The organism is Oceaniserpentilla sp. 4NH20-0058, assembly GCF_040371755.1.
In the GTDB taxonomy this organism is placed as follows: domain Bacteria; phylum Pseudomonadota; class Gammaproteobacteria; order Pseudomonadales; family Oceanobacteraceae; genus Bermanella.
This window is the reverse complement of sequence record NZ_BAABWE010000005.1, coordinates 214,987-234,027: the sequence shown is the minus strand read 5'-3', so window position 1 is coordinate 234,027 and position 19,041 is coordinate 214,987. Positions and strand designations below refer to the sequence as shown.

At 41.1% G+C, this 19,041-nt stretch carries 20 protein-coding genes; 12 read left to right on the top strand and 8 right to left on the bottom strand.

Annotation, left to right across the window (positions count from 1 at the left end; translation table 11 throughout):
- Positions 1-119: 119 nt before the first annotated feature.
- Entirely contained in the window at positions 120-2,891 is a 2,772-nt protein-coding gene (locus ABWV45_RS09070; protein WP_353350843.1) for a sensor domain-containing protein, read from the bottom strand.
- Positions 2,892-3,391: 500 nt separating this feature from the next.
- Positions 3,392-4,027, bottom strand: coding sequence for a hypothetical protein (locus tag ABWV45_RS09065; RefSeq protein ID WP_353350841.1), 636 nt, complete (start codon positions 4,025-4,027; stop codon positions 3,392-3,394).
- Positions 4,028-4,172: 145 nt separating this feature from the next.
- Between ABWV45_RS09065 and ABWV45_RS09060 the strand changes: the two genes are divergently transcribed.
- The 4 genes from ABWV45_RS09060 (at position 4,173) to ABWV45_RS09045 (ending at position 6,521) form a co-directional block, all read left to right on the top strand.
- Positions 4,173-4,925 (top strand): GNAT family N-acetyltransferase, encoded by a 753-nt coding sequence (locus ABWV45_RS09060; protein ID WP_353350839.1) that lies wholly within the window; start codon positions 4,173-4,175, stop codon positions 4,923-4,925.
- A 12-nt stretch (positions 4,926-4,937) separates the two neighbouring features.
- On the top strand, positions 4,938-5,744 hold the full coding sequence (locus tag ABWV45_RS09055; protein ID WP_353350837.1) for a lysophospholipid acyltransferase family protein: 807 nt from the start codon (positions 4,938-4,940) through the stop codon (positions 5,742-5,744).
- Positions 5,745-5,851: 107 nt separating this feature from the next.
- Positions 5,852-6,112: a hotdog fold domain-containing protein gene (locus ABWV45_RS09050; protein WP_353350835.1), complete on the top strand. Its 261-nt coding sequence runs from the start codon at positions 5,852-5,854 to the stop codon at positions 6,110-6,112.
- An 82-nt stretch (positions 6,113-6,194) separates the two neighbouring features.
- Positions 6,195-6,521 (top strand): hypothetical protein, encoded by a 327-nt coding sequence (locus ABWV45_RS09045; RefSeq protein ID WP_353350834.1) that lies wholly within the window; start codon positions 6,195-6,197, stop codon positions 6,519-6,521.
- 2 nt (positions 6,522-6,523) lie between these two features.
- Here ABWV45_RS09045 and ABWV45_RS09040 read toward each other — a convergent pair whose 3' ends face one another.
- Positions 6,524-7,423, bottom strand: coding sequence for a GGDEF domain-containing protein (locus tag ABWV45_RS09040; protein ID WP_353350832.1), 900 nt, complete (start codon positions 7,421-7,423; stop codon positions 6,524-6,526).
- Between the two features lie 202 nt (positions 7,424-7,625).
- On the opposite strand from ABWV45_RS09040, the gene ABWV45_RS09035 reads away from it, so the two are divergent.
- The 6 genes from ABWV45_RS09035 to cysK all read left to right on the top strand — a co-directional run bounded on the left by ABWV45_RS09035 (position 7,626) and on the right by cysK (position 13,705).
- Positions 7,626-7,964, top strand: a complete 339-nt coding sequence (locus tag ABWV45_RS09035; protein ID WP_353350830.1) for an SUI1 family translation initiation factor — start codon at positions 7,626-7,628, stop codon at positions 7,962-7,964.
- A gap of 62 nt (positions 7,965-8,026) precedes the next feature.
- Complete coding sequence (locus ABWV45_RS09030; RefSeq protein ID WP_353350828.1) at positions 8,027-8,374, top strand: hypothetical protein; 348 nt, start codon at positions 8,027-8,029, stop codon at positions 8,372-8,374.
- Between the two features lie 28 nt (positions 8,375-8,402).
- A complete protein-coding gene (locus ABWV45_RS09025; protein ID WP_353350826.1) occupies positions 8,403-9,584 on the top strand; it encodes an acetate kinase in 1,182 nt (393 codons plus the stop codon).
- Positions 9,585-9,613: 29 nt separating this feature from the next.
- The gene (gene pta, locus ABWV45_RS09020) at positions 9,614-11,731 is read left to right on the top strand and encodes a phosphate acetyltransferase (protein WP_353350824.1); all 2,118 of its coding nucleotides are present in this window, start codon (positions 9,614-9,616) and stop codon (positions 11,729-11,731) included.
- An 82-nt stretch (positions 11,732-11,813) separates the two neighbouring features.
- The gene (yihG, locus tag ABWV45_RS09015; RefSeq protein WP_353350822.1) at positions 11,814-12,728 is read left to right on the top strand and encodes a 1-acylglycerol-3-phosphate O-acyltransferase, YihG family; all 915 of its coding nucleotides are present in this window, start codon (positions 11,814-11,816) and stop codon (positions 12,726-12,728) included.
- A 14-nt stretch (positions 12,729-12,742) separates the two neighbouring features.
- Entirely contained in the window at positions 12,743-13,705 is a 963-nt protein-coding gene (gene cysK, locus ABWV45_RS09010; protein WP_353350820.1) for a cysteine synthase A, read from the top strand.
- Between the two features lie 36 nt (positions 13,706-13,741).
- Here the strand turns inward: cysK and ABWV45_RS09005 are convergent, their stop codons facing one another.
- Both ABWV45_RS09005 and ABWV45_RS09000 read right to left on the bottom strand, forming a co-directional pair.
- Positions 13,742-14,755: a hypothetical protein gene (locus ABWV45_RS09005; protein WP_353350818.1), complete on the bottom strand. Its 1,014-nt coding sequence runs from the start codon at positions 14,753-14,755 to the stop codon at positions 13,742-13,744.
- Positions 14,756-14,757: 2 nt separating this feature from the next.
- On the bottom strand, positions 14,758-15,627 hold the full coding sequence (locus ABWV45_RS09000; protein ID WP_353350816.1) for a cation diffusion facilitator family transporter: 870 nt from the start codon (positions 15,625-15,627) through the stop codon (positions 14,758-14,760).
- 128 nt (positions 15,628-15,755) lie between these two features.
- Here ABWV45_RS09000 and ABWV45_RS08995 point away from each other — a divergent pair, with 128 nt between their 5' ends.
- On the top strand, positions 15,756-16,547 hold the full coding sequence (locus ABWV45_RS08995) for a response regulator (RefSeq protein WP_353350814.1): 792 nt from the start codon (positions 15,756-15,758) through the stop codon (positions 16,545-16,547).
- A 32-nt stretch (positions 16,548-16,579) separates the two neighbouring features.
- Here ABWV45_RS08995 and ABWV45_RS08990 read toward each other — a convergent pair whose 3' ends face one another.
- From ABWV45_RS08990 to ABWV45_RS08980, 3 genes are read right to left on the bottom strand one after another with little or no spacing between them, the layout of a single operon-like run.
- Complete coding sequence (locus ABWV45_RS08990; RefSeq protein WP_353350812.1) at positions 16,580-16,831, bottom strand: hypothetical protein; 252 nt, start codon at positions 16,829-16,831, stop codon at positions 16,580-16,582.
- Positions 16,818-17,948 (bottom strand): 1-acyl-sn-glycerol-3-phosphate acyltransferase, encoded by a 1,131-nt coding sequence (locus ABWV45_RS08985; protein WP_353350810.1) that lies wholly within the window; start codon positions 17,946-17,948, stop codon positions 16,818-16,820. The genes ABWV45_RS08990 and ABWV45_RS08985 overlap by 14 nt, the downstream gene beginning before the upstream one ends.
- Positions 17,945-18,448: an SEL1-like repeat protein gene (locus tag ABWV45_RS08980; protein ID WP_353350808.1), complete on the bottom strand. Its 504-nt coding sequence runs from the start codon at positions 18,446-18,448 to the stop codon at positions 17,945-17,947. Before ABWV45_RS08980 ends, ABWV45_RS08985 begins: the two co-directional genes overlap by 4 nt.
- A gap of 87 nt (positions 18,449-18,535) precedes the next feature.
- Between ABWV45_RS08980 and ABWV45_RS08975 the strand changes: the two genes are divergently transcribed.
- Positions 18,536-18,916: a hypothetical protein gene (locus tag ABWV45_RS08975; RefSeq protein WP_353350806.1), complete on the top strand. Its 381-nt coding sequence runs from the start codon at positions 18,536-18,538 to the stop codon at positions 18,914-18,916.
- Positions 18,917-19,041: the final 125 nt, after the last annotated feature.

Sequence of the window (19,041 nt, the reverse complement as noted above, 5' to 3'; positions counted from 1 at the left end):
ATCTTGTCGAGGTGGCGCATTCTACGCATATACTATTAAGAGTCAATCACTTTTGTAAAAGTTTTACAAAAGCCGTTGAATCAGGGGCTATACGTATAATCAGAGGGGATGCATGAAGATTAATCGCCCCAAGCTTGCTTGATGACAATGAATTCATCGGCGGGGACAGGTTTACTTAAGTAGTAACCCTGTACTAAATTGCAGTTCATCTCTCTCAATCTCTCAACGGTTGCAAATGTCTCTGCCCCTTCTGCCACAACGGTCAATGATAAGTTGTGCGCTAGGTTGATAATTGAGTTGACGATAATTTCATCCTGCTGGCTGATACACATATTTCTTACAAACATGATGTCTATTTTTAGGGTGTCTATTGGTAGCTGCCTTAAATAGATAAAGGAGGAATAGCCTGTACCAAAGTCATCTACAGATATACTCACGCCCATTTCATTTATGTTTTTTAATGTGTTTAAGGCTCGCTCGGGGTCAACCATTAATGCACTTTCTGTAATTTCAATTTCAAGCAAGTGTGCCGGTACCTGATATTCTTCTAACTTGGTTCTAATGAATTCAGGGAGATCTTCGTCTAGTAGGTTTCGTGTAGAAACATTCACAGATGTTTTTATGTTAATTCCTTGGGACTGCCACTCTTTTATTTGCCCCAAGGCTTGATCGATTACCCAGTGGGTCATATTTATAATGACATCACTCATTTCTGCTAGGGGGATAAACTCACTTGGTGCAATTAAACCTAGCTCCGAGTGCTGCCAACGAATCAAGGCCTCTGCTGAGTGTATCGTGTTTGTGTTTAAGTCTAATTTTGGTTGGTAGACTAAAAAGAACTCAGCATTTCTAAGGCCTTTATTCATATCAACCGTTAATGCTAGCCGCCTTGGGCTATTTTGATCCATTTCATTACGGTAATCTAAAATTCGTGAGTTAACTTTTTTAGCCTGATACATGGCGACATCAGCACAGCGTATTAAAGAGCTTGCTTCATCAGCGTCACTTGGGAAATAAGCTACTCCCATGGAACAGCCAATTTCAACATTAAGTTTACCTAAGTCAAACGGCTCTTTAAGTTTAGCGGCTATATCTTGCGCTAAGACCTGTACCTCATTTTGACTTTGCATTGCGGGGATAACGATGGCAAATTCATCCCCCCCCAGTCGAGCCAAAAAACCACGTTTATTGGCAATTATATCTCTAATTCTGGGTTCTATTTTTTTCAATAATACATCGCCATAGTGATGACCCAATGCATCATTTATTTCTTTAAAACGGTTGAGGTCTATTAGCAATAGCGCCATCTCAAAACCAAACTGATTGGCTTGGTCGATTTTTTCATCTAAATAATCATGCAGAGCAGACCGATTGGCAAGGCCAGTTAGTTTGTCGTGACGAGCTTCATGCTCTAGGTGTCGTATATGGTTTTTGCTGTCTGTAATATCACGGATAATTAACCACAAACGGCGAATTTTTCTATCTTCTATATCGGCCATGGCATTGCAGCTCAACCAAGCGATACCTCCCCCTGATTTTTGATGCGCCACTTCAATTACATCACTGCTGAATCCGCTTTCAAGTACATATCGCAACATGTGCTTAATGCTTTTTATAGAAAAGAATTTTTCTATGCTGGGTAAGCTTTCTAATTGAAAGAAATCAAGAAAAACAGAGTTCACTTCTGTAATTTGTGCATACTCTTTTAAACTGTTCCACTGCATATCAACACTTTCGTCTAAATGCACGTTAGGATGAACAACCAAATCAACAATAGCTTCGTTGCTACTTTCTATGATGGCTTTATATTGCTGAGTGCTTTGTTTTAGGAGTTCTTTATCATTCTGATGCTCTAATTCAGATTTCACTCGTAAGCTAAAGATCGCTAAAAAATCTAACAGTATTTCACTTAATGAGTCCCGCTCAAGAGAATCTGGAATGATTAGTAAAATAATACCTAGAGGTTGTCCTGAATCGCTTTTTAATGGCAGCACTGAGAATGTTGATAGTTCTGAGTGTTTTACAATTGATGGTACTTGATGTGATTTAAGTTGATCACTGGCATGCCAATTCCAATCATCATCTTGAAGTATGCTCGGATGAATATGAAACCGACCTTTTGGAATATTGGCACCGCCTTCATGGGTTATATAATCATATACTTCGTCATTCCCATTGTATGCGCCTACAAATAAGATTGAACTAGGAGCAAAGCTATGAATTAAACGTGTCATCTCTGTGATGTTATTTTTATTTTGTGCGTTTAAATCTTGAGCAATTTTTTGGATGAAGCTACCTTGTATCTTTGCCGCGGTGATATCTGTAATGATAAAGGCAATACTATTGGTGTTGGTGATGTTGTATTTATTAATCCAATAACCAAATCCATCACCATTTTCGTTATGCAACCAAATTTCTTGCTGATCTTTTGATAGGTCTAGCTCACCGAATGGATTGTCACTCTTATACTGAATTTGCAGCTGCTCATACAAATTATTTTTATAAATAATTCTTTCACCGTCCATTACCATGATCGCTATTGGAATGTTCTCATTAACTTTACGTAACCAATGCTCTCGAAGTTTTGCATTTGCGTGTTTACCTGCTACTTTCTCCGAAACATTAAAAGCGAATAAAATCGCGAATAAAAAGGTAGTAAAACTCAAAGTCTGAACGACTATGTCCAAACTTTCACCTGCCTTTATCCAATTGAAATGAGAGGCTAGTTGAAGAACGTGGGCACAAATTAAAAAGAAAAAGCCAATTCCAACAAGAAGTACGGCTGGTTTTCCAAGAAAAGGGATAAATCTATGGCGTGCATGAATCACCACAAACAAAATGGCAATTTGCGCAAAAAGACTAAAAACTAATAAAAAATCAATCCAAGACACGTGATCCCACCAAACTTAGCTATCCTTTAGGTATAGTTAACACTACCTTCGATAGCTATGGTTTAAGCTAAATTTGTATAAATAATATTATTACCAATAGTTATGAAAAACGAGTAATTAATGCCTTTCTTACCTATAGTGACAGTTTATTCTGTTTTAATAGTGTTCGTCATGCTTTATCGAACATTATCCGACCGTGATTCTACTAATCACTCTGACTCATTCGACAAAACCATCTCGCCTACTTCAAAGAATAACCGCGATGACTATAACTATTTAACTCTATTATTGATGATACTGTTCAGCTTGGCTGAATTAAATGGCGCCTTGGCACTATGGCTACATTGTATTGGTACTACATTACTCATCAGTACGATAGTAAGATGCATGGTTACCCAATCAAAATATGCTCAGTTTTTCTCTAATTTTTCTCATATTGCTCTTATCGTAGGGCTAGGTCTGATCAATTTATTACTATGCTGGCCTCATTTTTTTCGTATTTAAAATAGTTGCTGCTTAACTTTTCTCTCTCCCCTGCCACTCCATAAGTGCCATTCCCCGTCTTTGTTTATTAATTGCACACGTTTCTCAAATGGCCTACTTTGACTTTCTCTTGCTCTGCGCAACATACGATTCTCTCGCTTCTTAAGATTCACTTTGTCCAGCCACTTGGGCAAATCAACGGCATGCCAAGAAAGGTACACTTCACAAAAATATTCCCCAGATATATCAACAACCTGACTCACTTCAAAAATTTTATGCATTTTCGGACGGCCGTAGAAAATTCCTTGATCGCTGACGAGAGGGTTTTCTTGGTTATAACTAAACTTAAAACCACCCACGCTGACTTCTCTGGGTTCACCGTACATGATCTTATCCGCCATAAATCGCGTTTTTTCTTGTGAAACAAATCCAAGTTGCACCCAAGGCGTTAGGCTTTTAATCATGGCCTTATGTGTACGCTCCACTTCAATTGGCAAGTCAAACGGCTTATGAAACAACAAATTTTGCGCCAGCTCTCGGTCAAATACCTGCTGAATTTGATTATTACTCGGTTGAGCCGGTAGTAAATAAACTTCTGCTCCAACCAATACCGTTGCCCACATAACGCTCAACAGTACTGCTAGTACTCTCATAAACACTCCAAACCTCACCAATAGGTACCCCTCTCTAATACTAGAACAAGACCTCTGGTTTAGCCGTCATCAAATGGTAAAAGCTTTGTCACTTGGTTGTCATTTGATCAGCTTAATTTGCTTAAAACGTTACAGGAGCATCAACATGAATCAAGCAGCTAAGTTACAACCAATTACACAGGAAGTGTCACTGAGCGCTCACATCACTAATGACCCGATGGATATTCAAAGCGCATTTGAATTACGCCATCAGGTGTTTACTCAGGAATTTGGTGCCGAACTTCACTCTGAAGAACCAGGCATCGATAAAGATGAGTTTGATGAGTATTGTTATCACTTGGTAGTAAAAGAACAGCATTCACAAAGAGTGGTGGCATATAGCCGCATCATCACCAGTGATATGGCGCGTCAGCATAATGGATTTTACACCGCTGGTGAATTCAAGCTTGACGGTATTATGGATGAATCAAAACGTTATATGGAAATTGGCCGCACCTGTGTAAGCGATGATCATAGAAGCGGAAGTGCCATTGCATTGTTGTGGGGGCAAATCGGTCAGTTCATGTTGGAGCATAATATTGATTGCTTGATTGGTTGTGCCAGCATCCCATTCATTAATGGTTCTCGCCAGACTCTTGCAGTCATTGACTACCTAAGAACCAAACATTTCACCGATGCCTCTAAGCGCGTTATTCCAAAACACACCTTGCCACAAGTACAAAATGACATGGACGGTAAACATCTTGTACCAGCATTACTAAAAGCCTACCTACGCATGGGCTGTAAAGTTTGTGGTGAAGCCCACTGGGATAAGGCGTTCAACGTGGCAGATGTAATGGTTTTATTAGAAAAAGAAAACATCAATATGCGTTATTTGAAACACTTCTTGCGTGCATAAAAAGGACTTGCCATGCTAACTATTCTGACAGCGCCGATACGTGTGGTTATTGGCTTTATGACATTAGTAATCATGATGTTTAATGCCATTATCATTTACTTAGTGATTAACAATGAGGTTAAGCGCAAAGAAATGATTGAAATCTGTCAACGCCACTTATGTCGTTTATTGCTGGTGTGCTTGCACGTGGAAGTACATTACATTGGCCAAGTGGATAAAAATGCGAGGATTTTCGTTTCAAACCATATATCTTGGTTAGATGCCCTGCTATTTATGCCTGCACCTCGTCTGCGCTTTATTGCTAAGTCAGAGGTTAAAAACTGGCCGATACTTGGATTATTAGCACAACTACTGGGTACGGTATTTATTCGTCGAGATAATAAGTTTCAGGTTTATCGTTCATTACCTAATGCACAAAGACACATACAAGATGGTGATAACCTAATGGTATTTCCAGAAGGTACGACAACCATTGGAGTTAAAACTAATACATTTCGACCGATGATGTTCGAAGTAGCCGTACGGGAAAAAAGTTTTGTTCAGCCTGTGGCCATTCGATATTGGAATCATAAAAAAAACATCAGCCAAACTACACCATTTATTGATGATGACGGTATTTTTATGAGCATTATGGCGCTTCTATTTGAACGCAAAACCATTGCCCATGTGCATTTTTTACCTGCTATGGATGCCTCAAAATTAAATAGAAAAGTCATGGCAGCTCACAGCCAGCAAAATATCCAATCCATTTTGAATCAGCCATATAATCACCCTAAGCACGCTGAAGGAGTGGTGCAAAGCTCCCAAGTGAAGGCTTAATTAAAGTAATGGCCCCTACCGAGGTGCGGGGTCAAAATAAAACATCTAGCCTATGACTTCTCAAGTGCGCCCGTACATATGCCCTTCGCTAGTACAATAAAAACTATGTGGGCACTCATTTTGGTGACAGCTTGAACTTCATAGTTGACCCTTTTCTTATACTACTGGTCATGATCCAGTTACGAAAAGAGTACATTGGGTGGGATAAATCAGCTCAGATAGGGGTTATTAGTCCTAGAACAGGCACTGTAACCACCCACTTTGAAGTAACTCAGGCTCAATTTGAAGTTGATGTGGTCAATGATAACGGCAAGCTTATCGCAAAAGCCTTAAAAACCCTCTATATACGAAACAAGCCTAAAAAGTAGCCTAAAAATGGACCGGCAACCTACCAAGATGGCAAAAGCAGGCTAGACTGAAAGACATCACAAACGATATAGAGCCCACCAAATGAGCATCAGTATTTCTCAAGCAACCGTGTTTATTGAAGAGCTATTAGCTGTTTTAGAAGACGTATATTGGGAATGCAGCACCATGGACTTGAAGAACCAATGCTTTAATGCCGTACGGTTACTACAAACAGAGTTAACTGAACTGACCAAGGTTTCTGTGCAGGATCATCACTATGAATATGAAATCATTGCCTACCAAGACAATACCGTCTTAGAAACCTTAAATAATTTAGATCACCTACTGAAAAGTTCGGTGCTACGCACCCGTACTGAGGCCAACCTTAAGCCTCTATTTGCTCAGGCTATGGAAGTATTTTCACATTAACGCTAAAAGATTTCAGCGTCTAACTTCTTGCTAGCACTTGCATCCCATTTTGCTTGATTACGACCGTTTTCTTTTGCGTTATAGAGTGCATCATCTGCGTTTTTCTGCCACTGGCTTAGATTGCGAGTATCATTTGGCAGCACACAGGCAATACCGATACTGACGGATACTCGGCCAAGGGGAGTATCGTCATTAAGAATATTTTTTTCGAAAACAGCTTCAATAATTTGATTCGCTACGAACTGAGCGCCCAATAAAGGTGTATCAGGCAATATTACCGCAAACTCTTCTCCGCCAATTCTAGCTACCACGTCATGTGGGCGCACTGCAGAGGCTTGAAATACCTGTGCTAATTCCCGTAAACACTGGTCCCCAGCTAGATGGCCATAGCTATCATTAAATCGTTTGAAAAAATCCACATCAATGAGTAACAAGCTGCATTGCGACTTCTGACGCTTACCTTGACGCCAAGCAATGTCTAATTCTTGATCAAATTTTCGGCGATTAAATAATCCCGTCAAAGCATCCGAAACAGATAAGCTTTCTAATGCTTGAACATACGTTAATCGCTGAATATGCGTCGAAAGTCTTAACAGCAGTAAGTCAACTTCATCCGGATAGGTGAAAAACTGAGCACCGTGAATCAAAACCGCCTGCTCTTTATAGGGTAAGTAATCTTTTTCGATTACAACCAACTCACAGGGCAGTGGTTCCCCTAATTGTTTATGGTATTCAAACGCTGGCCAATCCCAAATCTGGAAATCTGCCAGTTCGCTCGAAGGTACTTGTACAAGGCCAGCACAATCTTTTACCCATTGTGTTATCGGTCGGGCTAATTGAGCGTCTCCCATTTCTAGGTATACGCTAAAGCCTTTATCCTTATACTTGCTAAGCGAATCCATGCACGTTCCTATATAAAGCAGGTAAAGCAATGTGGAGGGTGAGTTATTACGAGCCGTACTTTACCCCAAAAGAGTAAGTGAAGAATACGCTAACCCCTACCTAATAATAAAAAAATCTAAGAAAATGAAATACTTACCTAGTTTCTTTAAACATACTACAATACACGCCATAAATTTGAACATATTTTAAACAGAGGCTCTCATGGCACTGGTTTATTCCACTGAAAGCGGCCGCTTATGTGAAGGCTGCGAGTACCCAATTAATCAATGCTGCTGCCAAGCAAAACAAGCACCAGAAAATGATGGTGTGATACGAGTGCAACGGGAAAAAAAAGGCCGCGCAGGTAAAACCGTTACGGTTATTAGTGGTCTTCAAGGTGACAAGAAAGTATTAAGTGATTTGTGTAAAAAGGTCAAAAAACGTTTTGGCTGTGGTGGCGCTGTTAAAAATTGGAATATTGAACTTCAAGGGGACCTAGCCGAGCAAAGTGTGAAATATCTGGAAGAATTAGGCCACAATGCCAAGCAAAGTGGTGGTTAATTACTCTATTTAATTCATTAATAGGCTAAAATGTAACAAATACATCACATGGAGGCGACAATATGGAACTCACTGTCAACATGCTAGGTTGGTTGGGTCGCCCTAAAAAAGCGGTCAATGCCCAAATTATTAAATTCAATCGGTTTAATGTGACCTTTAATAGCCGATGCAAATTGAAACCTGATCAGTTGATATTAATTAATATCGCACAAGGCACTCATACTATCCGTGAAGTCAGTGCCCGAGTTGAAAATTGCGAACGCTGCGGCCCTCACTATCAAACCCAAGTACGCTTTGTACTTGAACGTCCTGACAAACAACCATATCGTGAAGCGATTACAATTTTAAAAGCCATTGAGCTAGGCATGCCCGCCTCTATTCGAGCACCGCTACACATGCAAGCCTCTTAACCATCAGTTAAAGGAATGAATTGTCACTATGCCGCAAAATATTTTAGTCCTAAATTGTGGGAGCTCTTCATTAAAATTTGCGGTTATCCAGCCATCAACCGACACCTTTGTTTTGCAGGGTTTAGCCGATCGCCTCAATAGCCCACAAGCACACTTAGACTACGAATTAAATCAATCAAAACAGGCACAATCCCTAGCCGATAACACTCACCAAGGCGCTATTGCGGCTGTTATCCAAGTGCTCGCGGACAATCAACTTCTGAATACATTACTTGGCGTGGGTCACCGTGTTGTACATGGTGGCGAAGCTTTCAGTAAGTCTCAATTAATTCAGCAAGAGAGTTTAGCCAAGTTGGAGTCCTTGAGTCATTTAGCTCCACTGCACAATCCAGTAAATATTCTAGGTATGAAAGCCATATTCTCACTGCTGCCCGAGATACCTCAAGTAGCCGTGTTTGATACTGCTTTCCATCAAACATTGGGCGAAAGTGCCTTTTTATATGCTCTACCTTATGAGCACTATCAACAACACGGTGTTCGTCGCTATGGCTTTCATGGCACAAGTTATCGTTATGTGAGCCAAGAAGCGGCTACACGATTAAACAAGCCCGCAGAAGAGTGCCATTTTTTGATTGCACATTTAGGCAATGGCTGCAGTGCATGTGCGGTTAGAAACGGACAGAGCGTTGATACATCAATGGGATTAACCCCCTTAGAGGGGCTCGCTATGGGCACCCGAAGTGGTGACCTTGACCCCGGATTATTGCCTTTTTTATGTGAACGCTTAAATCTGCCATTAGCTGATATTATGAGCATTCTTAACAAACAAAGCGGCTTATTAGGGCTATCAGGCTTAAGTAACGATATGCGTGAAATTCAACAAGCTGCGCAACAAGGACACATTCAGGCAAACCTAGCCATTGAAGTATTTGCGTTTAAGATTGCCCGCTACCTTGGCGCCTTAGCGGTTTCTCTGCCCAAAATCGATGCGCTGATTTTTACAGGGGGCATAGGTGAAAATGACCGTCTTACTCGCTCATTGGTATTAGAGCACCTAACCATTTTGGGCTTTGAAATTGACGGCGAATTGAATCAAACTAACGGCAACCACATTGGCCAAATCACCACTCAAGACAGCACCCTATCACTAGTGGTTGCCACCAATGAAGAATTAATGATCGCCCAAGATACACTTTCAATTATTCAATAGGTTTCACACACGGGTTAAAAGGATCCTTCATGCATCAGCACACCTTTTTTATTGCCCCTACCGAAATGGGCACAGGATTAACATCCATCACCTTGGGAATAATCCGTGCATTAGATCAACTGGGATTAAAAGTTGGTATATGTAAACCCATAGCCCGCAGTGAACAGGATCAACAACACAGAGCCATCGACTTAATCACATTGGCTAGTGGCATCAAACCGCCAAAAGCCATTAGCTTAGCTCAAGCTCAAAACATGATTAGTAATGGTCAACAAGACCGACTCATGGAAGAAGTCATCGGTATGCAACGTAAAGTGCGTAAAGAAGTTGATGTGGTCATCATTGAAGGAATTGAGCCAGATCGAAGCGAGCCATTCACTGCCAAATTAAATGTGGAAATGGCAAAAACATTAGATGCTGAAATTATCTTAGTAACCGCACCCAAGTCTCGTGATATAGCCGCATTAAATGAACACTTAAATATTGCCAAAGGTTTATTTGGTGGCGATAAAAATCCCAATTTACTTGGCTGCATTATCAATAAAATTAATGCACCGAATACCAGTTACTCGCCGCTTAAAACATCCTTGAATATTGATATTTCAGACCAAGAAGTTAAAAACACCTCCTTTAGTAATTTTGAATCAGAGCACTTTAAGATCTTAGGGCTTATCCCTTGGGACGCTACCCTTATCGCTCCAAGAACCCAAGACATTGCAAACTACCTTAATGCCAGCATTCTTAATCCACAAGGTTTAGAACATTCCCGAGTACAAAGAATCAGCCTGTGTGCCAGAACCGTACCGAATATGGTATCGGACTTACTCCCCGGCACGCTTGTGGTCACACCGGGTGATCGTGAAGATATTTTATTAGCCACGGCTATGGCTTCTCATAATGGAGTGCCGTTATCAGGGTTGCTATTAACCAGTAATATAGCGCCGGATGAACAAGTCATGAACTTAGTGAAGCCTTCATTGAGTAAACTGCCTATTTTATCCGTAACATCCGATACCTTTGAAACTGCATCCTTATTATCGCATATGCCCGACGGCGTAAAAGCCGACGACCCAGACAGGGTTGAATCCATCATGAACCATATGGCAGCTCATATTAATGGGCAATTTTTAAAAGATCGTTTGCAACTAGATATCAAAGCTCGATTAAGCCCCGCTGCATTTCGTTATCAACTGGTACAAATGGCGCAAGCAGCCAACAAACGAATTGTACTCCCAGAAGGGGAAGAACCAAGAACCATTCAAGCCGCTGTCATATGCCAAGAGCGTGGAATCGCTCAGTGTATATTACTAGGAAAGAAAGACATCATAGAGCAACAAGCCACTAGTTTAGGAGTCACGCTGCCCAAAGGGCTGACAATCTTAGAACCTGATCATATCCGCAACCAATACATTGAGCCAATGGTGGAAGTACGCAAACACAAACACTTATCTGCACCAATGGCTGAAGCACAACTAGAAGACACAGTTGTGCTAGGCACCATGATGTTAGCACTGGATGAAGTAGATGGTTTGGTCAGTGGCGCAATACACACTACCGCCAATACCATTCGCCCTGCACTTCAGTTAATTAAAACCGCACCGAATGCCAAATTGGTTTCATCAATTTTTTTCATGTTATTACCAGAGCAAGTTATGGTATATGGAGATTGCGCCGTTAACCCTGATCCAAGCGCTGATGAACTAGCAGACATTGCCTTACAAAGCGCACATAGCGCCAAAGCATTTGGCATAGAACCAAAAGTCGCCATGATCAGTTATAGCACAGGGACATCAGGTAGCGGCAGCGATGTGGAAAAAGTCAGAAGTGCCTGCGAACTTGCTCACACCAAACAACCAGATTTAATACTTGATGGCCCACTTCAATACGACGCTGCCACTACTGCAAGTGTGGCCGCCTCTAAAGCGCCAAATAGCAAAGTAGCAGGCCAAGCCAATGTGTTAATTTTTCCAGACTTAAACACCGGCAATACCACTTACAAAGCCGTTCAACGCAGCGCCAATGTAGTGAGTATCGGCCCCATGTTACAAGGCTTGGCAAAACCGGTGAATGATCTCTCCCGCGGCGCATTGGTAGAAGACATTATTTACACCATTGCCCTCACCGCTATTCAAGCCACCCAAAAATAGCCCCTCGAAAAACCGCTTTAGGGATTAACTTAAAGCGGGCATCACGTATACTAAGCGGAAAAAATAATCACTGAGTTCTCCTATGTTGAATTTTCTGCCTAGTCCTTTAGTAGGATTAATCGCTGGAACATTACTGATATGTAACGTAATGATTTGGTGTAGCTTACTGCTCATTTTCGCCCTAATTAAAATTTTGATTCCAGTTAACACCATTCGTAAATGGATTAACCCCTTGCTGACAAAAATTGCAGAAGCTTGGATTTTTGGAAATTCCACATGGATGAAAATCACACAAAATACCCAGTGGGACGTCCAAGGTGTTGAACATTTAAATTACAAAGGCTGGTACTTGGTAAATGCCAATCACCAATCCTGGGTTGATATACTGGTACTTCAACACGTATTTAATCTTAAAATACCCTTCTTGAAGTTTTTTCTAAAACAAGAACTCATCAAGGTTCCCGTCATGGGATTATGCTGGTGGGCATTAGACTTCCCGTTCATGAAGCGATTCAGTAAAGACTATTTAGAAAAGCATCCGGAAATGAAAGGCAAAGACTTAGAAACCACCCGCAAAGCCTGTGAGAAATTTCAGCAAATGCCAACCAGCGTCATGAATTTCTTAGAAGGAACCCGTTTCACTCAGTCTAAACATGCTAAACAGCAATCTACTTATCAGCACCTATTGAAACCCAAAGCCGGCGGCATCGCATTTGCCATCAACGCCATGGGGGATAAGTTTGATAGTCTTTTAAACGTGACTATCGTATACCCAGATGGCATTCCCACATTTATGGATTTCTTATTAGGGAAAGTAAAAAAGATTATTGTCCGAGTGGAGAAGAAACCGATACCTGCGCATTTCTCACAGCACGATTACAACAATGACCCTGAATTTCGTGCCCAGTTTCAACAATGGACACACGAACTATGGTTAGAAAAAGATCAAACAATTCAAAATCTGCTTAATGGCCAGCCTCATCAGCCATTAACATAACTTAAGGAAAAATCATGCAAGTTTACGACGACATCAGTTTATCCATCGGTAACACACCATTAGTTCGCTTAAAAAAACTCACCAAAGCTAATATTTTATTAAAAATTGAAAGCCGCAACCCTGCCAACTCAGTGAAATGCCGCATTGGTGCCAACATGATTTGGCAAGCCGAAAAAGATGGTTTTCTAAAATCGGGAATGGAAATTGTTGAGCCAACCAGTGGTAATACAGGCATAGCACTTGCGTTTGTCGGTGCAGCGCGCGGTTATCAAGTTACTCTCACTATGCCAGAAACCATGAGCATTGAGCGTCGTAAAGTCATGAAAGCACTAGGTGCAAACATTGTCTTAACCGAAGGTGCAAAGGGCATGCGCGGTGCAGTTGAAAAAGCTCAAGAGTTACTTGAAGCCTCCCCCGATACCCGCTTCATGCCTCAACAATTTAATAATCCTGCAAACCCTGCCATCCACGAGCAAACCACTGGCCCTGAAATATGGAATGACACTGACGGCACTATTGATGTATTAGTAGCAGGCGTAGGCACGGGCGGCACCATTAGTGGCATTAGCCGTTACATTAAAAACACACAAGGCAAAGCGATTACCAGCATTGCGGTGGAACCAGAAGCATCACCCATTATTTCTCAAGCACTCAAAGGTGAAAGCATTTCCCCTGCCCCCCATAAAATCCAAGGCATCGGCGCTAACTTTATCCCTGAAAATTTAGATTTATCCGTTGTGGATCAAACCCAAGCAATCAGTAATGAACTAGCCATTGAAACTGCGCAAAAATTAATGAAAGAAGAAGGGATTCTAGCTGGAATTTCTGGCGGAGCAGCGGTTGCTGCTGCATTAAGAATATCTGAACAAGCTGAATTTAAAGATAAAACCATCGTGGTTATTTTACCAGATAGTGGTGAGCGTTATTTATCTACCATCTTATTTGATGGTTTATTCAGTGCCAATGAAGGCGCATAAGTAAGTCATAATTAGGGTGACACATTAAGTGTTACCTTAGTTATTCACACCTAGAATCATTTCAAACAAAAGTGTAATCGCCGGCGTAAGCTCATATTCGTTTTCTCTTGGCCAAGCTAGCTCAGGTACTACCTCAACAAATAAATGCTGAGAAAACACTTTACGTCGATAACTTAATGAAAGCACAGTGTCACTAACTTTTGAGTAGTCTTGAGTATCACCAAAAAAAGATAAATCCAGCAATAGAGCCGAGCGTGAACTGAGCTCATGAAATATGGAAAAGCTAGTATCTAAGTTAGCGTAATCATCACTTAATAAGTAATCTGCGTTAAACCCCATACGAAAATGATGTTCAATGTCTAGCGGTCTAAGTGCGCTTGCACTAAATCGAGATCCCCACTCTTCATCCGTTCGCCAAGATACGGTTTGAACCAATCGTGTTTTCCATGAATCAAAATAGTCTGTACGCCGAGCACGAACACGGGAGAAAAAAACAGGCTCTCCAGACCAGCGAATACCGTTATCAAAACTCGTATTCCAGTTTTGCCCTTTATCTACCTCAACCCTAATGGCTGTAGAATATGTGACATTTTCTGTGGTACCTAAAACATTGGTTTCTTTATCATTATCTTCATCCTCATCCGTTTCAAGCAACAGTTTAAAACGATCACGGGTACGGGGTAGAACTAATCTAAGGTTTAAGCCAACCCGATAATCAGGATCAACACCGTCTTCACGGCGGCTACTGAAAAATAAACGACCATTACTACCTGATGACTCATCTTCAACGGACTCTTCATCAAAGAATGCCCCCATAAAAAAGGAATCCACCCTATCGTTTAGAGACTCCACATAATCCGATGCAACCGCTTGGCTCCAATCGAAAAATTCGATACTGGTGTAATCGTTCACTTCAGCGTGATCATCTGTTACTTCAAATAGATGATCCGGCGCGGCAGGCTCATTGCCTCCCACTCCTGCTTCTACCGGTGCCGCTAAGCACACACGATAAAAGTAAATTAATATGAAAAAACAAACAACAAAACGCAATATTAGCTCTCTACTTTTACTGGGTCGTGATGAATTAGTATTTCTGAATGAGGGTAAGATTCTTTAATTTTTTTCTCGATTCGATCACCAATCTCATGGGCTGACCATAATGCTAGGTTTTCATCGAGTTCTAAGTGAAATTGAATAAATAACTGAGGACCAGATTGGCGGCAACGAACATCATGACAACCTTCAGGACCAACTTCTTGACCTACTAACTCATCAATGATCTTTTCGACTTCAGGTAAATGTTCGTCCATGAGCTCTTTAAAGGCTTTATTTCCAACATGCCACGCGTTCACACATAAAAACACACCAATACCGATGGCCATTACTGAATCAAGCCAATACCAACCAAAGCCTATTAACGCCATAGCAATCAGTACCGCGCCATTCATCAGTAAATCTCCTTGATAATGTAAGGAGTCGGCTTCCACAATGAGGGATTTAGATTTAGAAATTACATATTTTTGGAAGGTAACCAAAGCCAGAGTCAATACAATGGCTAATACGCTTACGGCAATCCCTATATGGCTATTCACCATTTGGCGATTATCTAACATCACATCAAAGCTATTTAATACTAAAACAACCGCCGAACCCACCATGAAGGCTGATTGCGCCAATGCAGCAATGGATTCCAATTTGCCATGGCCAAATTTATGGTGATCATCCGCCGGAATTAAGGCATAGCGCAATGCGATGAAGTTAATTAAAGAGGTAACACCATCCAACATGGAATCTAATAGAGAGCCTAATAAGCTCACTGAACCTGTTGACCAATATGCCCATGTTTTAGCCAAAATAAGGACCAGTGCTACAATCACGCTAGCAATAGTGGCTTGTCGGCTTAAATGTGCGTAATCAGACATACAAATTCCTTATTCAAACAACTCTAGCATATTACCTACAGCCCAAGTATATATGCACCTGATTAACTTTTAGGCAGATCAAATGGCATCAACTATACTCAAACTAATTGACGATATTTGGGGTCATTATGCCACTAGAACTAAAAGATCTCACGGTACTTCTAATTGAGCCATCTTCTACACAAAGTAAGTACCTACTTAATGTATTATCTGAGCAAACCATAGAAAAAGTAGATGTGTGTTCTACTGGGCTTCAAGCCCTTGCAACAGCTCAAAAACAACAGCCTGACCTCATTATCAGCACCATGTATTTAGACGATATGAACGCCATAGAACTGTTAAAACATCTGCGCCAAGACGAAGCAACGCAAGATTTAAATTTCATGCTGGTCTCAAGTGAAACTGACATGAAGATGCTTGATGATATAAAACAAGCCGGAGTATTAGCCGTTTTACCTAAGCCGTTTGATAAACGTGATTTATCAACGGCTTTAAACGCTGCCCGAGACACCATTGAAGTGGACCAAATCCAACTCAATGACATCGACATAGATTCCCTAGTAGGCCTAATAGTTGATGATTCAAAAACGGCTCGCCGTCATGTATTAAAGCTATTAAATGCCTGTGGTATTGAGAACACTTTTGAAGCTGAAAATGGCCTTGAAGCCATTGAAATTTTAAAAAGTGAAACCGTAGACTTCATTATTAGTGATTATAATATGCCTCACATGAACGGTGAAGAATTGGCCAACTATCTACGGCAATCTGAATATTCTTACTTGCCAATACTTATGGTCACCAGCGAACAAGATAGCAGTCGCTTGAGTGCTGTTCGACAAGCTGGGGTATGTGCGTTATTTGACAAAACCATCGGTCCTGCTTCATTAAAAGATGCCTTACGGGCTGCATTGAACAGCTAAAACCCAATCTAAAGTACAAACATTAGGGTGAGTTACTGAATGCGCAGCTCTTTCATCATTTGAGAGCATGCTTGTTCTTTGCTTTGCGCTTCTACAATATGGGACTGTTGATTAGCAGTCACCAGTAATAGCTTTGGCTCCATCCATCTTAAAAAATAGCCTTGTGTCATATTTTGCTCTAATACCACACAATCACTTTTGCTAAACCATGAATACGCCCAAGTCACGGCTACCAAAGCAATGGTGACAATACCAAATGGCAGCGCTTTTTTATTCCCCATCATGCTTTAAAGCCTCTATGTTTAGCTCCACTGGTTTCGCATAGTATTCAACAATTTTTTTCTGAATATCACTTGGCACACCTTTAAAGCGTTTTTTCCATTTACTTGCTTCAGGTGTAGAAGATAATTTGCTGCCATTTAATAATTGATAAGCAATATGGTTATTTTCAAATAACCGATATTGACTATGAATTGTTGTATCTATCGCATCACTCCACTGTTCGGGTGAATTCGTATCAAGCTGCAACGGCGCACCAAAGTTTAACGCTACTCGCCCTTTTTTGCCCTGTAACCCTTTTACAATGCTGCGGAAGTCTTCATCTTGGGATTTCTCGTAACGGCCAAACTGCGCCAATGCATGACGCTCTTTTGCTTTATCAATATCACATGGGTCCCACTCATAACAAATGGAAACGGGAACAATGCCCAAAAAGTCCATGCTCTGCTTGAACTCCCAGCCAAGTTTACGCCCAGCCATATGCATCATTTTTAATACAGCCGTATCAGTGATATCCATGCCATCTTTGGCTCGGCCTTCTTTCTGTGCAATCCACACATGTTGCTTGCCTTGAATGCAATGATGAATATATTCAGATAACTCTTGTACCGCTTGTAATTTTTCACGTCGGCCAGAAATTGAGCGTTTCACCACAAAGCTCTTGTTTAGTCGCATCAATTTCGCCACAAACTGGCGGCTTAGTAAATTATCGCCTATGGCCACTTTGCTGGTACTTAAACCGGCTTTTAAAAGTGCGTAATTCACCAGCAATGGGTCCATGGCGATATCACGATGATTACTGACAAAAACATAGGTTTTTTCAGGGTCTAATTGATCAATCCCTGTAATCGAAAAGTCATCAATTGTTTTATCAAGTAACTTTTCAACATGAGGGGCCAGCTTTGCCTGCCAAGACTGAATACTATCAATGGCATTAAAGTGCCGACTTAACCCTGCTTGGATCCGTTGCTGTGTCCATTTAGGTAAAAAACGGTTCAAGTACGGAAACTTATTTTGGGCTAAAAAGCTTAGAAATTCGCCATCTTCTAATAACGAACTCAGGACATCACTTACTTCATGGTCGTGATAGGCACGAATATCATCAAAGGACTGCATACTCATGACTCTGAACTCATATTTTGACTGTGCTGCATAAACTGTTGTGACCAATATTCCGCTTGAGAGCTATCTTCTAGCAGCCCAAGCCCACCTGTTTGATAGGCTTTACTTAAACGTAATGCAGCCATTGCATTACCCTGTTTAGCTGCCGCTAAATACCAGCGAACAGCAAGAGATTTTGTTTCAGGTAAAATCACTTGAGATTTCACCAAAGTCTCAGCATATAAAAACTGAGATTGCGCATCACCGCATTCAGCCTGACGAGCCAATAGAGCGACACCTGCACGCTTGTCTAATACATCAACACCGCGGTATGCCAATAGCACTGACATTAGTTTCTGCGCTTTGCCATGGCCTTTATGGCTGGCTCGTTGTAACTGTTTCATCGTAAAATCATGAAGAAGGCGGTGCCAACCCGCTATTCCAGAACGATACAAAATAGACCCAAATCCATACTGTAGGGCCCCAAGCATGTTGGATTTTAAGTTATTGTTCGATTTCATCCAATTACCTTACAAATCCACTGGTTTTTCTTATGGCCACCATGTGGGACAATGCATCTTTGCCTTATCTTCATTTAGGAGAAGTTTGTGTCCGTCGATTCATGGCAACCTGTCAAACCACCAAGCCAGCTTTCACAAGCTCAATTAAATCAACTATTTACTATTTCCCAAGGCCAACCAAAAGAGTGCGACTTTACCTCAGAATTGGAATTTATTCAGCCATTAGCGCACTTGGATAAGAAAATTTGGGAAGAAATCGCCGATTCTTTGGATCAAAACCAACAAATCAACTTAATTGGGTTATTCACCCTTGCCGAAGAACAAGGAAATTGGTATCTGGGAGAAAAGTCACCCGTTATTCCACTGTTCAAAGCCCTGCGCCGGCAACATGGCATAGATAAGCCCTTAGTCAAATGGGTAAAAAGCCACACCCAAAACAAATTTTTGCCATTTGGCCCCTTATTGTAAGCCCCTAACATTTATGGGGCCTATTAAAGCCCCATGCTATTTTGATAACCCTTCTCACATAAAAACCTTTGCACCACCTTGTGCTAGATAGCTTATTCCTGCCAATTTAAGTCTCTGCTCATCAT